The 17,911-nt window shown below is 52.3% G+C and carries 13 protein-coding genes and 1 pseudogene; 12 read left to right on the forward strand and 2 right to left on the reverse strand.

The annotated features are described in order from the left end of the window. The first annotated feature begins 60 nt into the window (after positions 1-60). From ACO6VG_RS03470 to ACO6VG_RS03495, 6 genes are all read left to right on the forward strand, one after another. Positions 61-1,149 (forward strand): ankyrin repeat domain-containing protein, encoded by a 1,089-nt coding sequence (locus ACO6VG_RS03470; protein WP_422135597.1) that lies wholly within the window; start codon positions 61-63, stop codon positions 1,147-1,149. A gap of 136 nt (positions 1,150-1,285) precedes the next feature. Then, positions 1,286-2,836, forward strand: a complete 1,551-nt coding sequence (locus ACO6VG_RS03475) for an ankyrin repeat domain-containing protein (RefSeq protein ID WP_422413545.1) — start codon at positions 1,286-1,288, stop codon at positions 2,834-2,836. 225 nt (positions 2,837-3,061) lie between these two features. Beyond that, positions 3,062-4,822 (forward strand): ankyrin repeat domain-containing protein, encoded by a 1,761-nt coding sequence (locus ACO6VG_RS03480; protein WP_422135599.1) that lies wholly within the window; start codon positions 3,062-3,064, stop codon positions 4,820-4,822. 186 nt (positions 4,823-5,008) lie between these two features. Next, positions 5,009-6,259 carry an ankyrin repeat domain-containing protein gene (locus ACO6VG_RS03485; protein WP_422472746.1) on the forward strand — a complete coding sequence of 417 codons (1,251 nt, stop codon included), beginning with the start codon at positions 5,009-5,011 and terminating at the stop codon, positions 6,257-6,259. Positions 6,260-6,968: 709 nt separating this feature from the next. Further along, on the forward strand, positions 6,969-8,030 hold the full coding sequence (locus ACO6VG_RS03490; protein WP_422451673.1) for a hypothetical protein: 1,062 nt from the start codon (positions 6,969-6,971) through the stop codon (positions 8,028-8,030). Positions 8,031-8,283: 253 nt separating this feature from the next. Further along, positions 8,284-8,568 carry an ankyrin repeat domain-containing protein gene (locus ACO6VG_RS03495; protein WP_422413550.1) on the forward strand — a complete coding sequence of 95 codons (285 nt, stop codon included), beginning with the start codon at positions 8,284-8,286 and terminating at the stop codon, positions 8,566-8,568. Here the strand turns inward: ACO6VG_RS03495 and ACO6VG_RS03500 are convergent. Together ACO6VG_RS03500 and ACO6VG_RS03505 are read right to left on the reverse strand one after the other, a co-directional pair. Further along, entirely contained in the window at positions 8,532-9,158 is a 627-nt protein-coding gene (locus ACO6VG_RS03500; protein WP_422472748.1) for a hypothetical protein, read from the reverse strand. The two genes, ACO6VG_RS03495 and ACO6VG_RS03500, sit on opposite strands and share 37 nt — an antisense overlap. 224 nt (positions 9,159-9,382) lie before the next feature. After that, positions 9,383-10,030, reverse strand: coding sequence for an IS607 family transposase (locus ACO6VG_RS03505; protein WP_422472750.1), 648 nt, complete (start codon positions 10,028-10,030; stop codon positions 9,383-9,385). Positions 10,031-10,314: 284 nt separating this feature from the next. Between ACO6VG_RS03505 and ACO6VG_RS03510 the strand changes: the two genes are divergently transcribed. From ACO6VG_RS03510 to ACO6VG_RS03535, 6 genes and pseudogenes are all read left to right on the forward strand, one after another. Then, complete coding sequence (locus ACO6VG_RS03510) at positions 10,315-11,064, forward strand: ankyrin repeat domain-containing protein (protein WP_422135602.1); 750 nt, start codon at positions 10,315-10,317, stop codon at positions 11,062-11,064. 145 nt (positions 11,065-11,209) lie between these two features. Beyond that, positions 11,210-11,341: pseudogene (locus ACO6VG_RS03515) on the forward strand (hypothetical protein); the annotation flags it as partial. Continuing rightward, positions 11,283-11,666, forward strand: a complete 384-nt coding sequence (locus ACO6VG_RS03520) for an ankyrin repeat domain-containing protein (RefSeq protein ID WP_422139097.1) — start codon at positions 11,283-11,285, stop codon at positions 11,664-11,666. The pseudogene ACO6VG_RS03515 and the gene ACO6VG_RS03520, both read left to right, overlap by 59 nt. A gap of 196 nt (positions 11,667-11,862) precedes the next feature. Continuing rightward, the gene (locus tag ACO6VG_RS03525; RefSeq protein ID WP_422472752.1) at positions 11,863-13,656 is read left to right on the forward strand and encodes an ankyrin repeat domain-containing protein; all 1,794 of its coding nucleotides are present in this window, start codon (positions 11,863-11,865) and stop codon (positions 13,654-13,656) included. Between the two features lie 137 nt (positions 13,657-13,793). Then, a complete protein-coding gene (locus ACO6VG_RS03530; RefSeq protein ID WP_422135605.1) occupies positions 13,794-15,590 on the forward strand; it encodes an ankyrin repeat domain-containing protein in 1,797 nt (598 codons plus the stop codon). 138 nt (positions 15,591-15,728) lie between these two features. Beyond that, positions 15,729-17,879, forward strand: coding sequence for an ankyrin repeat domain-containing protein (locus ACO6VG_RS03535; protein ID WP_422472754.1), 2,151 nt, complete (start codon positions 15,729-15,731; stop codon positions 17,877-17,879). Positions 17,880-17,911: the final 32 nt, after the last annotated feature.

Consider the following 17,911-nt stretch of genomic DNA (forward strand, 5'->3'; position numbering starts at 1 on the left):
TACAAATGAACTACCATAGCTTCTTTGTGCCTAACCCGAACTACTTATTGGCCAGCACAGATGTTTTACTTATGGATGGCATTGCTCACTACCCTCTCCTGGACACTGAAGGCCGATCAATGTCCTATTTGTCTGGATTACTTCCGTAGCAGTGATGCAGCGACTGAGGTCGTCAAAACCCAATGTTGCGGCCAACTCTTCGATCTGGACTGTATAACGAGGTGTTTTTTTAATCAGCCCATCAGCTCACGCCATTGCGCGATGTGCCGGCAAAACCCGATGCCTTTGCTGAATCAAAACACCGGTGAATCTCTCACGGATACATTTTTCCCCGATCATACGTTTTATGATGCCTGTTATGACGGGGATTTGGATCAGGTGGAGAGGTCACTGACAGAAGGCGTCAATGTCAATGCCGTCATGGCTGATGATTTCACGGCCTTGATGTTGGCATCCTACGGGGGGCACACGGACGTCGTCGAACGCCTTATCAACGCCGGGGCGAACCTCAATGCCGCCCATTCGACCGGTGCTACCGCGCTGTTCCTCGCTGCCCGGGAAAATAACCCCGACTGCGTGAAACTCCTGATCAACGCCGGGGCGGCTCTCAACGCTGCCCTGGTGAATGGTGCCACCCCGCTGTTTATCGCTGCCCAGAAAAATAACACCGAATGCGTGCAACTCCTGAGCAACGCCGGGGCGGATCTCAACGCCGCCAGAACTTCGGATGGCACCACCCCGCTTGTCGCCGCAATCTGGAGAGGTTATACCGATTGCGTGGAAATCCTGATCCAAGCCGGGGCGGATCTCAACGCCGCCAGGACTATAGATGGCGCCACCCCGCTATTTATCGCAGCCTGGAGGGGCTGCACCGATTGCGTGGAAATCCTGATCCACGTCGGGGCAGATCTCAACGCCGCCACGACTTCGGGTGGCGCTACCCCGCTCTTCGTCGCTGCTGAGAAAGGCAATACCGAATGCCTGAAAGCACTGATCGAAGCCGAGGCAGATCTCAGCGTCGCCAGGACTTTGGATGGCGCCACCCCACTGTCTATCGCAACCAGGTTGGGTTATACCGACTGCGTGAAAGCCCTGATCGAGGCCAGGGAAAGGAAGGGAACAAAAGAAAGGCATTTTGCTATCCAGTAAAAACAGCGTTCAGGTGTTCCCAGACTCAGAGTCATACAAAGGAGTGACTATTTATTCGCAGAAAACTTTGATAGCCACATAAATGAACTATCATGCTTTTTTGTATCTAACCCGAGCTGCTTATCGGGCAACACAGATGTTCTACTTATACGTGACATTGCTCGCTACCCTCTCCCCATGGTCACTGAAGGCTGATCACTGTCCTGTTTGTCTGGTTCCCTTCCAGGGCCGGAGTTTAGCGCCTGTGATTGTCAAAGCCCAATGTTGTGGCCATCGCTTCGATCTGGACTGTGTTTCGAAATGTTTTTCCGGTCAGCCCATTGGCTCACGCCAGTGCGCGATGTGTCGGCAAAACCCGATGCCTATGGTGAATCAAAACACCAGTGAATCTCATCCGGATACATTTTTTCCCGATCTGACATTTTTTCGTGCCTGTTTTAGCGGGGATCTGGATCAGGTGGAAAGGTCTCTGGCAGAAGGAGTCAATGTCAATGCGGTTATGATTCATGATTTTACTGCCTTGATGCTGGCAGCCAAAAACGGGAACAAGGCCCTCTTAGAACGCCTGATCAACGCCGGGGCGAACCTCGACGGTGCCGCCCGTTCGACTGCTAATACCCCATTGTTCATCGCTACCCGGGAAAATAACATCGACTGTGTGAAGCTCCTGATTAACGCCGGGGCAGATCTCAACGCCCGCTCTGAGGGTGGCGCCACCCCGCTAGCCATCGCTGCCCAGGAAAATAACATCGACTGTTTGAAACTCCTGATCAAAGCCGGGGCGGATGTCAACGCTGTCTCGTCGGATGGCGACACCCCGCTCTTCATCGCTGCCCAGAGAAATAACACCGACTGCTTGCAACTCCTGATCAACGCCAAGGCGGATGTCAACAGCGTCCGGACTTCGGATGGCGCCACCCCGCTTTTCATCGCTGCCGGGATAGGCAATACCGACTGCGTGGAAATCCTGATCAAGGCCGGGGCGGAACTCGACGCCCGGAATGAGGATGGCGCCACCCCGCTATACATCGCAGCTCAGGAGGGCAATACCGACTGCGTGAAACTCCTGATCAACGCCGGGGCGAATCTCAACCCCTCCCTGACTTCGGATGGCAGCACCCCGCTGTTCATCGCTGCACGGGAGGGCAATAGCGACTGCGTGAAACTCCTGATCAACGCCGGGGCAGATCTCAATGCCCGGAGTGAGAATGGCAGCACCCCGCTTTTCATCGCTGCACAGGAGGGCAATACCGACTGCGTGAAACGCCTGATCGACGCCGGGGCGGATCTCAACGCCGCCAGGATTACGGATGGTGCCACCCCGCTTCTCATCGCAGTCTGGAAAGGCCATACCGACTGCGTGAAACTCCTGATCAAAGCCGGCGCGGATCTCAACGCTCCCATGAATGTTGCCACCCCGCTGTTTATCGCTGCCCAACAAAATAACATCGACTGCCTGAAAATCCTGATCGAAGCCGAGGCGAATCTCAACGCCCGGAATGAGAATGGCGCCACTGCGCTGTTCATCGCAGCCCTGATTGGCAATACCGACTGCGTAAAACTCCTGATCAACGCCGGGGTGGATATCAACGTCCGCACTGAGGCTGGCGACACTCCGCTGTCCATCGCAACCGAGAAGGGCAATATCGACTGCGTGGAAGCCCTGATCAAGGCTGGAGCAAAGTAGGAAACTGAGGCAAGGAAGGCAACGAAAGAAAGGCGTTGTGCTATCCAGTAGTGCTATCCAGTAGTGCTATCCAGTAGTGCTATCCGGTAAACCCGGCTTTCAGCCGTTCCCATCTTCTGAGTTTTGCAATGCGTGATTATTTAGCCAGAGCAAACTTTGATAGTCATATAAATGAACTAACATGCTTTTTTGTATCTAACCCACACGGCTTATTGACCAACACAGATGTTCTACTTATGTGTGGCATTGCTCGCTACCCTCTTCTCATGGACACTAAAGGCCGATCAATGTCCTATTTGTCTGGCTCCCTTCCATAGCCGAAGTGAATCGCCTGTGGTCGTCAAAACCCAATGTTGTGGTCAACGCTTCGATCTGGACTGTATTTCAAAGTCTTTTGTCGAACAGCCCATCGGCTCACGCCGGTGTGCGATGTGCCGACAAAACCCGATGCCTCTGGTGAATCAGAACACCAGTGCATCTCACCCGGATACATTTTTTCCCGATCTGACATTTTTTTGTGCCTGTTTAAGCGGGGATTTGGATCAGGTGGAAAGGTCTCTGGCAGAAGGAGTCAATGTCAATGCGGTTATGACTCATGATTTCACTGCCTTGATGTTGGCAGCCAAAAACGGGAACAAGGCCGTCGTCGAACGCCTGATCAACGCCGGAGCGAACCTCGACGGTGCCGCCTGTTCGACTGCTAACACCCCATTGTTCATCGCTACCCGGGAAAATAACATCGACTGTGTGAAGCTCCTGATTAACGCCGGGGCAGATCTCAACGCCCGCTCTGAGGGTGGCGCCACCTCGCTAGCCATCGCTGCCCAGGAAAATAACATCGACTGTTTGAAACTCCTGATCAAAGCCGGGGCGGATGTCAACGCTGTCTCGTCGGATGGCGACACCCCGCTCTTCATCGCTGCCCAGAGAAATAACACCGACTGCTTGCAACTCCTGATCAACGCCAAGGCGGATGTCAACAGCGTCCGGACTTCGGATGGCGCCACCCCGCTTTTCATCGCAGCCTGGAAAGGCAATAGCGACTGCGTGGAAATCCTGATCGAAGCCGGGGCGGATCTCAACACCGCCAGGATTACGGATGCTGCCACCCCACTGTTCGCCGCTGCTGCAAAAGGCAATACCGACTGCGTGAAACGCCTGATCAACGCCGGGGCGGACGTTAACGCCGCCCTGAGTCCGGATGGCGACACCCCGCTCTTCATCGCTGCCCAAGAAAATAACACCGACTGCGTGAAACTCCTGATCAACGCCGGGGCAAACATCAACGCCCGGGTCGAGAATGGCTCCACCCCTCTGTTCATCGCAGCCCAAAAAGGCAATACCGACAGCCTGATAACCCTGATCGGAGCCGGGGCGGATCTCAACGCCGCCAGGATTACGGATGCTGCCACCCCACTGTTCGCCGCTGCTGCGAGAGGCAATACCGACTGCGTGAAACGCCTGATCAATGCCGGGGCAGATGTCAACACCCTCCCGACTCTGGATGGCGCCACACCGCTTTTCATCGCTGCCTGGAAGGGCAATAGCGACTGCATGGAAATCCTGATCAAGGCAGGGGCGGATCTCGATGCCCGGACTGAGGATAGCGCCACCCCACTATACATCGCAGCTCAGGAGGGATATACCGACTGCGTGCAACTCCTGATCGACGCCGGGGCGAATCTCAACACCCCCCTGACTTCGGATGGCAGCACCCCACTGTTCATCGCCGCTGCAATAGGCAATACCTACTGCATGAAAGCCCTGATCAAGGCCAAAGCGAATCTCGACACCCGAACCAAGAATGGCGCCACCCCGCTTTACATCGCCGCCGGGGAGGGTAATACCGACTGCGTGAAACTCCTGATTAACGCCGGGGCGGATCTCAACGCCCGGACTAAGACTGGCGCCACCCCGCTCTTCATCGCAACCGCGATGGGCAATACCGACTGTGTGGAACTCCTGATCAACGCCGGGGCAGAGTAGGGATCAGAGGCAGTAAAAGAAATGAAAGAAAGGCATTATATTGTTCAGTCAATACGGCTCTCAAGTGCTCCCATCTTCTGAGTTCTTAAAACAGGTGATTATTTGGCCACAGGAAACTTTGATATTCAGTAAATGAACTAACATGCTTTTTCGTATCTAACCCGTACTGCTTATTGACCAACACAGATGTTCTACTTATATGTGGCATTGCTCGCTACCCTCTCCCCATGGACAGTGAAGGCCGATCACTGTCCTATTTGCCTGGCTCCCTTCCATGGCCGAAGTGAAGCGCCTGTGGTTGTCAAAACCCAATGTTGTGGACACCGCTTCGATCTCGACTGTATTTCGAGGTGTTTTTTTAATCAGCCCATCGGCTCGCGACGTTGCGCGATGTGTCGGCAAGACCCGATGCCTGTGATGAATCAGAACACCAGTGAATCTCACCCGGATACATTTTTCCCCGATAAGACATTTTTTCGTGCCTGTTTAGACGGGGATCTGGATCAGGTGGAGAGGTCTCTGGCAGAAGGAGTCAATGTCAATGCGGTTATGACTTATGATTTCACTGCCTTGATGTTGGCATCCAATAACGGGAACAAGGCCATCGTCGAACGCCTGATCAGCGCTGGGGCGAACCTCGACGCCGCCTGTTCGACTGGTGCCACCGCACTGTTCGTAGCTGCCCAGGAAAATAACATCGACTGCGTGAAACTCCTGATCAGCGCCGGGGCGGACCCCAACACCGCCAGGACTTCGGATGGCGCCACCCCACTGCAAATTGCTGCTATGAAAGGCAATACCGACTGCATAAAACTCCTGATCAACGCCGGGGCGAATCCCGATGCCCGGATCAGGAATAGCGCCACCTCGCTATACATCGCAGCTCAGGAGGGCAATACCGACTGCGTGATAATCCTGATCGAAGCCGGGGCGGATCTCAACGCCGCCAGGATTACGGATGGTGCCACCCCTCTTTTCGTCGCTGCCGTGAATGGCAATACTGACAGCTTGAAAGCCCTGATCAAAGCCAGGGCGAATCTCGAAGCCCGAAAAAGGAATGGCGCCACCCCGCTCTATACCGCAGCTCTAAAAGGCAATACCGACTGTTTGAAACTCCTGATCAACGCCGGGGCGGATCTCAACGCTGCCCTGCTGAATGGCGCCACCCCGCTGTATATCGCTGCCCAACAAAATAACATCGACTGCCTGAAAATCCTGGTCGACGCCGGGGCGGATCTCAACGCCCGGTATGAGAAGGGCGCGACTCCGCTGTTGATCGCAATCCTGAAGGGCAATACCGACTGCGCGAAACTCCTGATCAACGTCGGGGCGGATCTCAACGCTGCCTTGCCGACTGGCGACACTCCGCTGTCCATCGTAACCGAGCAGGGCAATATCGACTGCGTGGAAGCCCTGATCAAGGCTGGAGCAAAATAGGGAACTGAGGCAAGGAAGGCAACAAAAGAAACGCGTTGTGCTATCCAACAAACAGGGCTTTCAAGTGTTCCCATCTTCCGAGTTTTGCAATGCGTGATTATTTAGCCACAGCGAACTTTGTAAGCGATGTAGATGAACTATCAAGCTTTATCGACCATACCTGTGCGAACGATCATATTTTTAAAAATTGAACATTAGCACCATTCAATAAACTCCATGGAAATCTACAAGTGTTTTGATTGGACAGGTAAAAATGTGATGTCTAAGCTTCCCTCTTCTCCGGCGGTCTCTCAAGCAATCGGTTAGGTACGGGGATTACCCTTTTCTTTTGGTATTTATCCTACAGGCGGTCCATAGAATCATGAAAATACTTTCAAGCCTTTTTCTGGCCTTGATACTTCCATTTTGTTCTTCCCTTTGGGCTGTGAATAATGAGATCAGTGCAGATGGCTTTTTGCAATACGATCCTCAGGAGTATGCCGCTCCTGAAAAGGGCGGTGTAGTTTCTCAAAGAGACAGAAGAGAGGCCCGCAGAGGCGGAGGTTCCTCAGGAGGTGGAAGAAGTAGCGGTTCAAAAGGAGGCAGTTACAAGGGTGGCAGTTACAAGGGTGGCAGTCACAAGGGTGGCGGTTCAAAAAAAAGCGGTCACAAAGTGACAAGCTACATAAAATCATCAGTATCAAGAGCCAGAGTTAAAATTGCAAAATTCATGAAAGGCTACTCCCTGTCCACCTCTAAAAAAATATCTGTCTCCATAAACCCGCTGGGGAAGTCCGCTCGAGGGAGTCAGCCAATAAACAAAATCGAATCAAAAGTCCGCTTTCAGACTAAAGAGTCTGATTTTCTTTACTACACACTCAGGGGGCATGCATCACTGAAAACTTTGTTTCATCTCATTTTAATCGAAAATCCAGAAGACTCCTCAAAGTTATATCTTGGTTACTATGAGGACAATGAAGACAGTGTTATTGATAATACTGTTTTCAGTTCAACGCCAGCACCCATCTTGTTGAAAGACGTTTTATACAAGTCTGACACATCAGCTTCTGCAATCAATGGTACTGCTACCAATAGCACGGCTCTACCACCTCATTCAGATCTGTCTGCAAACGACACTCTTATAAATACTAATTTGACTTCCCGTAATACAACTGGACTACAGGGTTTAATGCCAAAAGGGCGCGAGTTTAAGTCCTTCAAACCCATTCTGAGTTTGGAAAAAGAGCTTGAATATTCAATCGAAGTGGCTTGGAAATCAGAGGATGCAATAGCGTCAGTTGCAATGTCTGATAATAATGGTATGGCGTATACAACAATCAGCCCTTCAGCAACAATGTCTTCTTCGGCACCATCCTCATCCATACTGTCCTCAACGAGACGATTCATGCCAGACGCTTCGGAAGCCATTCCCGAAAATGTCGGCACTCAAATTGTTATCAAAAATAAAGAGGGCATGACTCTTGCCATATTAAATCTTGAACTGGAGCCTGGTTATTTTTCACTCAGTGATGGCAATGGCTATTTACTCGAGTACAGAATTGATGGGGCCGGGATTCATCAGCTGACTAAAATTCACACTAAAAATGAATATGCGAACGAAAACTGGAACAATGTATTCTTTCCAGTGCGTCCTGATAACGATTACACCGCCTTGTACGCATTCCTCGGAGGAGTTGCCGGTTTTCTTGTAGTCGCTATGCTTTTATCAGCATTTGCAGTCAATCATTGTGGCCATCCTCAGGCGAAGACACTTCATGGAACGCCATTATAAAAATGACCTTGCGTTTCTCTACATACCATTTCTCTGGTTGCAGTGTTGATGACGGTTTCTGCTGCAATATCCTTTCAACGATATTTTACAGATAGTTTGGAGCAGGGAAGCACCACCATTCATCATGGAAGCGATGGAATGATTTTAATGCTTTTTTGTATCTAACCCTTACCAATTATTCACCAATCCAGATGTTCTACTTATGTATGGAATTGCTCGCTGCCTTCTTCCCGTCGACACTGGAGGCCGATGTATGTCCTATTTGTTTGGCCCCCTTCCATGGCCGAAGTTTAGCGCCTGTGGTTGTCAAGACCCGATGCCTGTGGTGAATCAGAACACCAGTGAATCTCACCCGGATACATTTTTCCCCGATCAGACATTTTATCGTGCCTGTATAAACGGGGATCTAGATCAGGTGGAGAGGTCACTGGCAGAAGGAGTCAATGTCAATGCCGTTATGATTAGTGGCTTCACTGCCTTGATGTTAGCGTCCAGCAAGGGTCATATGGATGTCGTCAAACGCCTGTTGAATTGGTAGTGATTGAGGTCAAGCATCTGGCGGCAGGTGTTACGGCGAATGGTGCGAACCTTCTTATCTTTGCGTGTGACCATACCTCTTGTCTCAAAGGTTGGCAAAAATACAACGTCGTAGTTCGACACCAACTCGAACGCCAGCCGGTTATGCAGATCAAGAACAATGTCATCCTTTTTGCATTTCAGCCGGTCAATTTCCCTGTTGAAATGAATAATCCGATCTCTTGCCCACTGGGGCATATCGTGGAACTCAACGCCCTTCCGCGTGTTCAGGATTTTTTGCTTTTGACTGATCAAGCAGTCCACTTGTTTCATCAGTGGGAACAGCTTTGTTTTTGCAACGTTATCACCCGCTATCAACGCCTCTTTTTCGCTGTAGCAAGTGGCAAAGGTGCGAACTCCGGGGTCAACTCCAACGCATCTAACCTTCCCTTGGATTTCGGGATTTAGCTCAATATGTTGTTGAACCTGAATGAACCAGCGACCTTTGTCGTAGGTTATGACACAAGACTTGCCAATCGCTTCTGTTGGCACATCTTCTGTCAGGTGAATCTTGCCAAGAGCCTCTACGCAGGGATTTAATCCCTTTGGCAAACGGTCAATAGAGAATGAGTGCCTGCTACCTTTGCGGCTTTTGAAACTGATTTCTGCAAAGCCCTCTTTAGCTCCCTTTTTGCTCTTGCTTCACTTGAGCTTTAATGGCAGGTCGCATGTTGATGAATTTTCCGCTGGCATCTTTATAGTCATCATTGCGGAAACGCTCAACAGCAAGGTTGTACGACCTCCGATAGAGCATCAGGGCATCGTGATAGGCTTGCTTATTCTCTGGGTAAAACCTGGTCTTTTTTGATGCTACTCTCTTTGCGTCCTTTGCGTCCTTTGCGTCTTTTAGCAGATCGCTTCCCGTAGTGGCTATTGCAGAATGAGGTAATGAAACCGATAAGCTCTTGGGTGTCGAATGGCTCACAGGCGTTATCCGGGTCATCCAAAACCTCGATGTGTCCTCCCGATAATTCAACAAGCCACTTGATAAGTTCAAACCCTGATCGGGCAAGGCGATCTTTTGTGGCAACCACAATATGGGTTGGATTTCCGCACACCGCTGATTCCAGAATGGTTTGCAGTCCTTTTCGCTTAAAGTTGAAAGCACTGGCAATGTCGCTGATAAATTCTGCATCAGGGTGCTCTTTGAGTAAGATACGCTTTTGCGTGTCGATGCTGGATTTTTGCTTTCCAGAACTCACTCTCGTATAGCATATCTTCCTCTGCTGGTTAATGAATATGCGGAAGTGACCACCACTTGTTTGCTTCACTTTTTCGTAGTGACCGCTTTCGATCTTGCGCCTCATAGTTTGGCTGGTTACGCCTTCAATCTTGGCTAGCTTTGTAGTTGAACCCCACAAGATAAATTCACCTTTTGACGATTTATCTTGTGTCTGGCGTAATTGATTTTGCGATTGTTGCAATTTTATTTGACTGTTTTTGAGCGCAAGCGACGATCCGGCAGAACGGCAACTGGCTCAGGATATTTGACGCAACTACGACTGCGAAAAAGTCCTTATCGAGGCCAGGCAAGGGAAAGGAATGAAAGCATCGAGTTGTGTTATCCAGTAACCACGACTTTAAGGTGTTCCCATCTTCTGGATTTTTGAAATTCGTGATTGTTTAGCCGTAGCAAACTTTGGTAGCCATACCAATGGACTAATATACTTTTTTTGTATCTAACCCTTAACACTTTTGACCAATCCAGATGTTCTATTTATGTATGGCATTGCTTGCTGCCTTCTTCCCATCGACACCAGAGGCCGATCAATGTCCTATTTGTCTGGCTCCCTTCCATGGTCGAAGTGTACCGCCCGTGGTCGTCACAACCCAATGTTGTTGCCAACGCTTCGATCTGGACTGTATTTCGAGATATTTTACTGATCAGCCCATCGGCTCACGTCGGTGCGCGATGTGTCGGCAAGACCCGATGCCTTTGGTGAATCAGAACACCAGTGAATCTCACCCGGATACATTTTTCCCCGATCGAACATTTTTTCGTGCCTGTTTATTCGGGGATCTGGATCAGGTGGAGAGGTCTCTGGCAGAAGGAGTCAATGTCAATGCGGTTATGATTGATGATTACACTGCCCTGATGTTGGCATCCGGCCTGGGGCACATAGACGTCGTCGAACGCCTGATCAACGCTGGGGCGAACCTCGACGCTGCCGGTTCGACTCGTCCCACTGCACTGCTCTTCGCTGTTAACTATGGTAATACCGATTGCGTGAAACGCCTGATCCACGCCGGAGCGGATCTCAACGCTGCCTTGCCGGATGGCACCACCCCGCTGTCCATCGCTGCCCAGGAAAATAACATCGACTGTTTGAAACTCCTGATCAACGCCGGGGCGGATCTCAACGCTGCCATGCTGACTGGCGAAACTCCACTGTCCATCGCAACCGAGCTGGGCAATATCGACTGCGTGGAAGCCTTGATCAAGGCTGGAGCAAAATAGGGCTTTCAGGTGTTCCCACCTTCCGAGTTTTGCAATGCGTGGTTATTTAGCCAGAGCAAACTTTGATAGCCATACCAATGAACTATCATACCTCCTTTGTGACTGACCCGGACAACTCATTGATAATACGATGTTCTACTTATGTATGGCATTGCTCGCTGCCTTCTCCCCGTCGGCACTGGAGGCCGATATATGTCCTATTTGTTTGGCTCCCTTCCATGCCCGAAGTGAAGCGTCTGTGGTCGTCACAACCCAATGTTGTGGACACCGCTTCGATCTGGACTGTATTTCAAAGTCTTTTGTTGGTCAGCCCATCGGCTCGCGACGGTGTGCGATGTGCCGCCAGGACTACGGATGGCGCCACCCCGCTATTTATCGCAGCCTGGAGGGGCTGCACCGATTGCGTGGAAATCCTGATCCACGTCGGGGCAGATCTCAACGCCGCCACGACTTCGGGTGGCGCCACCCCGCTGTTCGTCGCTGCTGAGAAAGGCAATACCGAATGCCTGAAAGCACTGATCGAAGCCGAGGCAGATCTCAGCGTCGCCAGGACTTTGGATGGCACCACCCCACTGTCTATCGCAGCCATAGCGACTGCGTGAAAGCCCTTATCGAGGCCAGGGAAAGGAAGGGAACAAAAGAAAGGCATTTTGCTATCCAGTAAAAACAGCGTTCAGGTGTTCCCAGACTCAGAGTCATACAAAGGAGTGACTATTTATTCGCAGAAAACTTTGATAGCCACATAAATGAACTAATATGCTTTTCTGTATCTCACCCACACTGCTTTGACCAACACAGATGTTCTACTTATGTCTGGCATTGCTCGCTACCCTCTTCCCATGGACACTGAAGGCCGATCACTGTCCTGTTTGTCTGGCTCACTTTCATGGCCGAAGTGAAGCGCCTGTGGTTGTCAAAACCCAATGCTGTGGTCAACGCTTCGATCTGGACTGTATTTCGAGGTGTTTTCTTGATCAGCCCATCGGCTCACGCCAATGCGCGATGTGTCGGCAAGACCCGATGCCTATGGTGAACCTGAACACCAGTGAATCTTACCCGGATAGATTTTTCCCCGATCAGACCTTTTATCTTGCCTGTTTAAACGGGGATCTGGATCAGGTGGAGAGGTCTCTTGCAGAAGGAGTCAATGTCAATGCCATTATGACTGATGATTTCACTCCCTTGATGTTGGCATCCATTGGGGACCACGAGGTCGTCGAACGCCTTATCAAAGCCGGGGCGGACGTCAACGCTCGGACTGAGGATGGCGTCACCTCGCTGTTCATCGCATCACAGGAGGGCAATACCGACTGCGTGAAACGCCTGATCAACGCCGGGGCGGAGGTCAACACTCACACTAATACTGGCGCCACCCCGCTGCACGTTGCTACTTTGAGAGGCAATACCGACTGCGTGAAACTCCTGGTCAAGGCCGGGGCAAATCTCAACGCCGCCTCGTCGGATGGCATTACCGCGCTATTCATCGCTGCCCAAGAAAATAACACCGACTGCGTGAAAATACTGATTAGCTCCGGGGCGGATCTCAACGCCAACCGAACTTCGGATGGCGCAACCCCGCTGTTCGCTGCTGCTGCGAAAGGCAATACCGGCTGCATACAACTCCTGACCAACGCTGGGGCAGAGCCCAACGCCCGAACCAGGAATGGCGCTAGCCCGCTGTTCATCGCTGCCCTGAAAAATAACACCGACGGCGTGAAAATACTGATCAACGCCGAGACGGATATCAATCCCCGAACTTCGGATGGCATCACCCCTCTGTACGCCGCTGCTGAGAGAGGCAATACAGAATGCCTGAAACTCCTGATCGATGCTGGGGCGGACGTCAACGCCGCTCGGACTGCTGATGGTGCCACTCCGCTATTCGCCGCTGCTGCGAGAGGAAATGCCGACTGCTTGAAAGCCCTGATCGAAGCCAAGGCGAATATCAATGCCCCAAATAAAAATGGCGCCACCCCGCTATACATCGCAACTCAGGAGGGCAATACCGACTGCGTGAAACTCCTGATCAACGCCGGGGCGGAAACCGACGCCGCCTTGTCGGATGGCTCCACGCCTCTGTTCGTTGCTGCCCGGGAGGGCAATATCGACTGCTTGAAACTACTGATCAATACCGGTGCGGATATCAACAGCCGGATTAAGAGTGGCGCCACCCCCCTCCACGCCGCAGCCTATAAGGGCAATACCGACTGCGTGAAACTACTGATCAACGCCGGGGCGAAAACCGACGCCGCCTTGTCGGATGGCTCCACGCCTCTGTTCGTTGCTGCCCGGGAGGGCAATATCGACTGCTTGAAACTACTGATCAATACCGGTGCGGATCTCAACAGCCGGATTAAGAGTGCCGCCACCCCCCTCCACGCCGCAGCCTATAAGGGCAATACCAACTGCGTGAAACTCCTGATCAACGCCGGGGCAGATCTCAACACTGCCTTTCCAAATGGCAAAACCCCACTGTCCATCGCAACCAGGATGGGCAATACCGACTGCATGAAAGCCCTGATCGAGGCTGGGGCAAAGAAGGGGACTGAGGCAGGGAAGAGAACAGAAGAAAGGCCTCATTCTATCCAGTAACCATGGCTCTCAGGTGTTCCCATCTTCTGCGTTTTTGAAACAGGTGATTGTTTGACCACAGCAAACTTTGATAGCCATATAAATGAGCTAGCATTCCTTTTTTGTATCCAACCCACACTACTTATTGACCAACACAGATGTTCTTCTTATCTTTGGCATTACTCGCTACCCTCTCCCCATGGACGCTGGAAGCCGATCCCTGTCCTATTTGTTTAGTTCACTTCCATGACCGTCATGTAGCGCCTGTGGTCGTCAAAACCCAATGTTGTGGTCACCGCTTCGATCTGGACTGTATTTCGAGGTATTTTGTTGATCAGCCCACCGGCTCACGCCGCTGCGCGATGTGTCGGCAAGACCCGATGCCTGTGGTGAATGAGAACACCAGTGAATCTCACCCGGATACATTTTTCCCCGATCTGACGTTTTATCATGCCTGTTTAAACGGGGATTTGGATCAGGTGGAGAGGTCACTGGCAGTAGGAGTCAATGTCAATGCGGTTATGGCTTATGATTACACTGCTTTGATGTTGGCATCCAATAACGGGAACAATGCCGTCGTTCAACGACTGATAGCAGCCGGGGCGAACGTCAACGCCTCCCGGACTTGGAATAACGCCACCCCGCTGCTCATCGCTGCACAGCAAAATAACAACGACTGCGTAAAAATCCTGATCGAAGCTGAGGCAGATCTCAACGCCGCCATGTCGGGTGGCGCCACACCGCTGTTCATCGCTGCCCAGGAAAATAACATAGTCTGCGTGAAACTCCTGATCAACGCCGGGGCGGATCTCAACGCCGCCTTGTCGGATGGCTCCACCCCGCTGTTCATCGCTGCCCAGGAAAATAACATTGACTGCTTGACAGCCCTGATCGAAGCTGGGGCGGATCTCAACGCCACTCGGACTATAGATGGCTCCACCCCGCTGTTAGTAGCTGCGGCAAAAGGCAATACCGACTGCGTGAAAGCCCTGATCGAAGCCAAGGCGAGTCTCAACGCCGCCATGTCGGGTGGCGCCACACCGCTGTTCATCGCTGCCCAGGAAAATAACACAGACTGCCTGGAACTCCTGATCAACGCCGGGGCGGATCTCAACGCCGCCTTGTCGGATGGCGCCACAGCGCTATTCATTGCAGCCCAGAAGGGCAACATTGACTGCGTGAAACTCCTTCTCGACGCCGGGGCAGATGTCAGCGCCCGGACGAAGAATGGCGCCACCTCGCTGTTCATCGCAGCCCTGAAGGGCTATACCGACTGCCTGAAAATACTGATCAACGCCGGGGCGGATTTCAACGCACGGACCGAGGATGGCTCCACCTCGCTGTTTATCGCGGCCTTGAGGGGCAATTCCGACTGCGTGAAACTCCTGATCAACGCCGGGGCGGATCTCAACACTGCCAGGATTACGGATCGTGCCAACCCGCTGTTCATGGCTGCTCAGCAAAATAACATCGACAGCCTGAAAATCCTGATCGAAGCCAAGGCGGATATCAATGCGCATATTGAGGATGGCACCACCCCGCTGTTCATCGCTGCCCAAGAAAATAACATCGAATGCGTGGAACTCCTGATCAACGCCGGGGCTGATCTCAACACCGCCTTGCCGGATGGCACCACTGCGCTGTTCATCGCTACACACGAAAATAACACCAAATGCGTGAAACTCCTGATCAATGCCGGGGCGGATCTCAACGCTCGAACTAAGACTGGCACCATCCCGCTGCACGTTGCTGTTGCGAAAGGCAATACCGACTGCGTGGAACTCCTGAGCAACGCCGGGGCTGATCTCAACATCTGTCGGACTTCGGACGGCGCCACGCCACTGTCCATAGCAATCGAGATGGGCAATAGCGACTGTGTGAAGTTCCTTATCAACGCCGGGGCAGAGTGGGGAACAGAGGCGGTGAAGGAAACAAAAAAAGCATCGTGTCAGTGAACATGGCTCTCAGGTGTTCCTATCTTCTGAGTTTTTGAAACAGGTGATTATTTAGCCACAACAAACGTTGAGAGACACACAAATGAACTATCATTACTTTCCTGTACTCAGGCCGCACCATTCATCGACTGGCACAGAATGTTCTACATATATTTGGCATTACTCGCCACTCTCTCCCCATGGACACTGAAGGCCGATCAGTGTCCTATTTGTTTGGCTCCCTTTCATGACCGAAGTGAAGCGCCTGTTGTCGTCAAAACCCAATGTTGTGGTTACCGCTTCGATCTGGACTGTATTTCGAGGTCTTTTGTTAAACAGCCCATCGGCTCACGCCGGTGCGCGATGTGTCGGCAAAACCCGATGCCTGTGGTGAATCAGAACACCAGTGAGGCTTACCCGGATGCATTTTTCCCCGATCAGACGTTTTATCGTGCCTGTATATATGGGGATTTGGATCAGGTGGAGAGGTCACTGGCAGAAGGAGTCAATGTCAATACCGTTATGATTGGTGGCTTCACTGCCTTGATGTTAGCATCCAGCAGGGGTCACGTGGATGTCGTCAAACACCTGATAAACGCTGGGGCGAACCTCGACACTGCCCGTCCGAACGGTGCCAACGCAGTGTTCGTCGCTGCTGAGTTCGGTCATGCAGACTGCGTGAAACTCCTGATCAACGCCGGAGCCAATCTCAACGCCGCCAGAACTTCGGATGGCGCAACCCCGCTTTTCATCGCAGCCTCGAAGGGCAATACCGACTGCGTGAAACTCCTGGCCAACGCCGGGGCGAATCTCAATACCGGGGGTGTGGTAGCGGGTGCCACCCCACTGTTCATCGCAGCCATGAATGGCAATACCGACTGCCTGAAACTCCTGATCGAAGCCATGTCGGATATCAATGCCCGAAATTCGGACGACGTCACCCCGCTGTTCGCCGCTGCCACGAGAGGCAATACCGAGTGTGTTAAACTCCTGATCAACGCCGGGGCAGACCTCAACGCCGGTAATGAGTATAGCGCAACCCCACTGTTGGTTGCTGCTATGAGAGGTAATACCGACTGCGTGAAACTCCTGATTAACGCCGAAGCGGATCTCAACGCCCGGTCTGTGGATGGCCGCACCCCGCTGTTCCAAGCAGTTCAGAAAGGCAATACTGACTGCGTGAAACTCCTGCTCAACGCCGGTGCGAATCCCAACACTGCCTTGCCGGATGGCCGCACCCCGCTGTTCCAAGCAGCTCAGAAAGGCAATACTGACTGCGTGAAACTCCTGCTCAATGCCGGTGCGAATCCCAACGCTGCTTTATCGGATGGTGCCACCCCGCTGTTCATCGCAGCCCTTGAGGACAATGCCGAATGCCTGAAACTCCTGCTCAACTTTGGGGCAGATCTCAAAGCCGCCAGAAATAGTGATGGCGCGACTGCATTGTCCGTCGCAACCGAAGTGAGCAATACCGACTGCGTGGAAATCCTGATCAAAGCGGGAGCGCCTCTCAACGCCCGGTGTTCGTTTGGCGCCACCCCGCTATACATCGCAGCTGAGGAGGGCATTACCGACTGCGTGCAACTCCTGATCAACGCCGGGGCGGATCTCGATGTCCCGGATGAGAATGGCGCCACCCCGCTTTTCGTCGCTGCACGGGAGGGCAATACCGACTGTTTGAAACTCCTGATCAACGCCAGGGCAGCTCTCAACGCCCGCACTAAGACTGGCGCTACCCCGCTTTACATCGCTGTCCAGAAGGGCAATACCGACTGCGTGAAACTCCTGATCAACGCCGGGGCGAATATCAACGCCACCAGGACTTCGGATGGCGCCAACCCGCTGTTCATGGCAGCCCTGAAGGGCAATACCGACTGTCTGAAACTCCTGATCAATGCCGGAGCGGATCTCAACGCCCGGACTGAGGATGGCGCCACACCGCTGTTCATCGCAATCGAGATGGGCAATACCGACTGTGTGAAACGCCTGATCAACGCCGGGGCGGATCTCAACGCCGCCAGGTCGGATGGCACCACACCGCTGTTCTTCGCTATACAAGAAAATAACACCGAGTGCTTGAAACTCCTGATCAACGCCGAGGTGGATCTCAACACCCCCCGGGCTTCGGATGGCGTCACCCCGCTTCTCATCGCAGTCTGGCAAGGCCATACCGATTGCGTGGAAATCCTGATCAGTGGTGGGGCAGATCCCAATGCCGCCAATACTATGGATGGCGGCCTACTTTTCATTGCTGCCTTGAAAGGCCATAACGGCTGCGTGGAGGCTCTGATCAAGGCTGGAGCAAAGTAGGGAACTGAGGCAAGGAAGGCAACAAAAGAAAC

Source organism: Endozoicomonas sp. ALB032 (genome assembly GCF_049310125.1).
GTDB lineage: Bacteria > Pseudomonadota > Gammaproteobacteria > Pseudomonadales > Endozoicomonadaceae > Endozoicomonas_A.

Bases quoted from the DNA above. Each gene is read 5' to 3' on its own strand.
- ACO6VG_RS03530 (WP_422135605.1), top strand. From the start codon at position 13,794: ATGTTCTTCTTATCTTTGGCATTACTCGCTACCCTCTCCCCATGGACG.
- ACO6VG_RS03495 (WP_422413550.1), top strand. From the start codon at position 8,284: ATGTCCTATTTGTTTGGCCCCCTTCCATGGCCGAAGTTTAGCGCCTGT.
- ACO6VG_RS03480 (WP_422135599.1), top strand. From the start codon at position 3,062: ATGTTCTACTTATGTGTGGCATTGCTCGCTACCCTCTTCTCATGGACA.
- ACO6VG_RS03520 (WP_422139097.1), top strand. From the start codon at position 11,283: ATGCCCGAAGTGAAGCGTCTGTGGTCGTCACAACCCAATGTTGTGGAC.
- ACO6VG_RS03485 (WP_422472746.1), top strand. From the start codon at position 5,009: ATGTTCTACTTATATGTGGCATTGCTCGCTACCCTCTCCCCATGGACA.
- ACO6VG_RS03475 (WP_422413545.1), top strand. From the start codon at position 1,286: ATGTTCTACTTATACGTGACATTGCTCGCTACCCTCTCCCCATGGTCA.
- ACO6VG_RS03470 (WP_422135597.1), top strand. From the start codon at position 61: ATGTTTTACTTATGGATGGCATTGCTCACTACCCTCTCCTGGACACTG.
- ACO6VG_RS03525 (WP_422472752.1), top strand. From the start codon at position 11,863: ATGTTCTACTTATGTCTGGCATTGCTCGCTACCCTCTTCCCATGGACA.
- ACO6VG_RS03510 (WP_422135602.1), top strand. From the start codon at position 10,315: ATGTTCTATTTATGTATGGCATTGCTTGCTGCCTTCTTCCCATCGACA.
- ACO6VG_RS03490 (WP_422451673.1), top strand. From the start codon at position 6,969: ATGAAAGGCTACTCCCTGTCCACCTCTAAAAAAATATCTGTCTCCATA.
- ACO6VG_RS03535 (WP_422472754.1), top strand. From the start codon at position 15,729: ATGTTCTACATATATTTGGCATTACTCGCCACTCTCTCCCCATGGACA.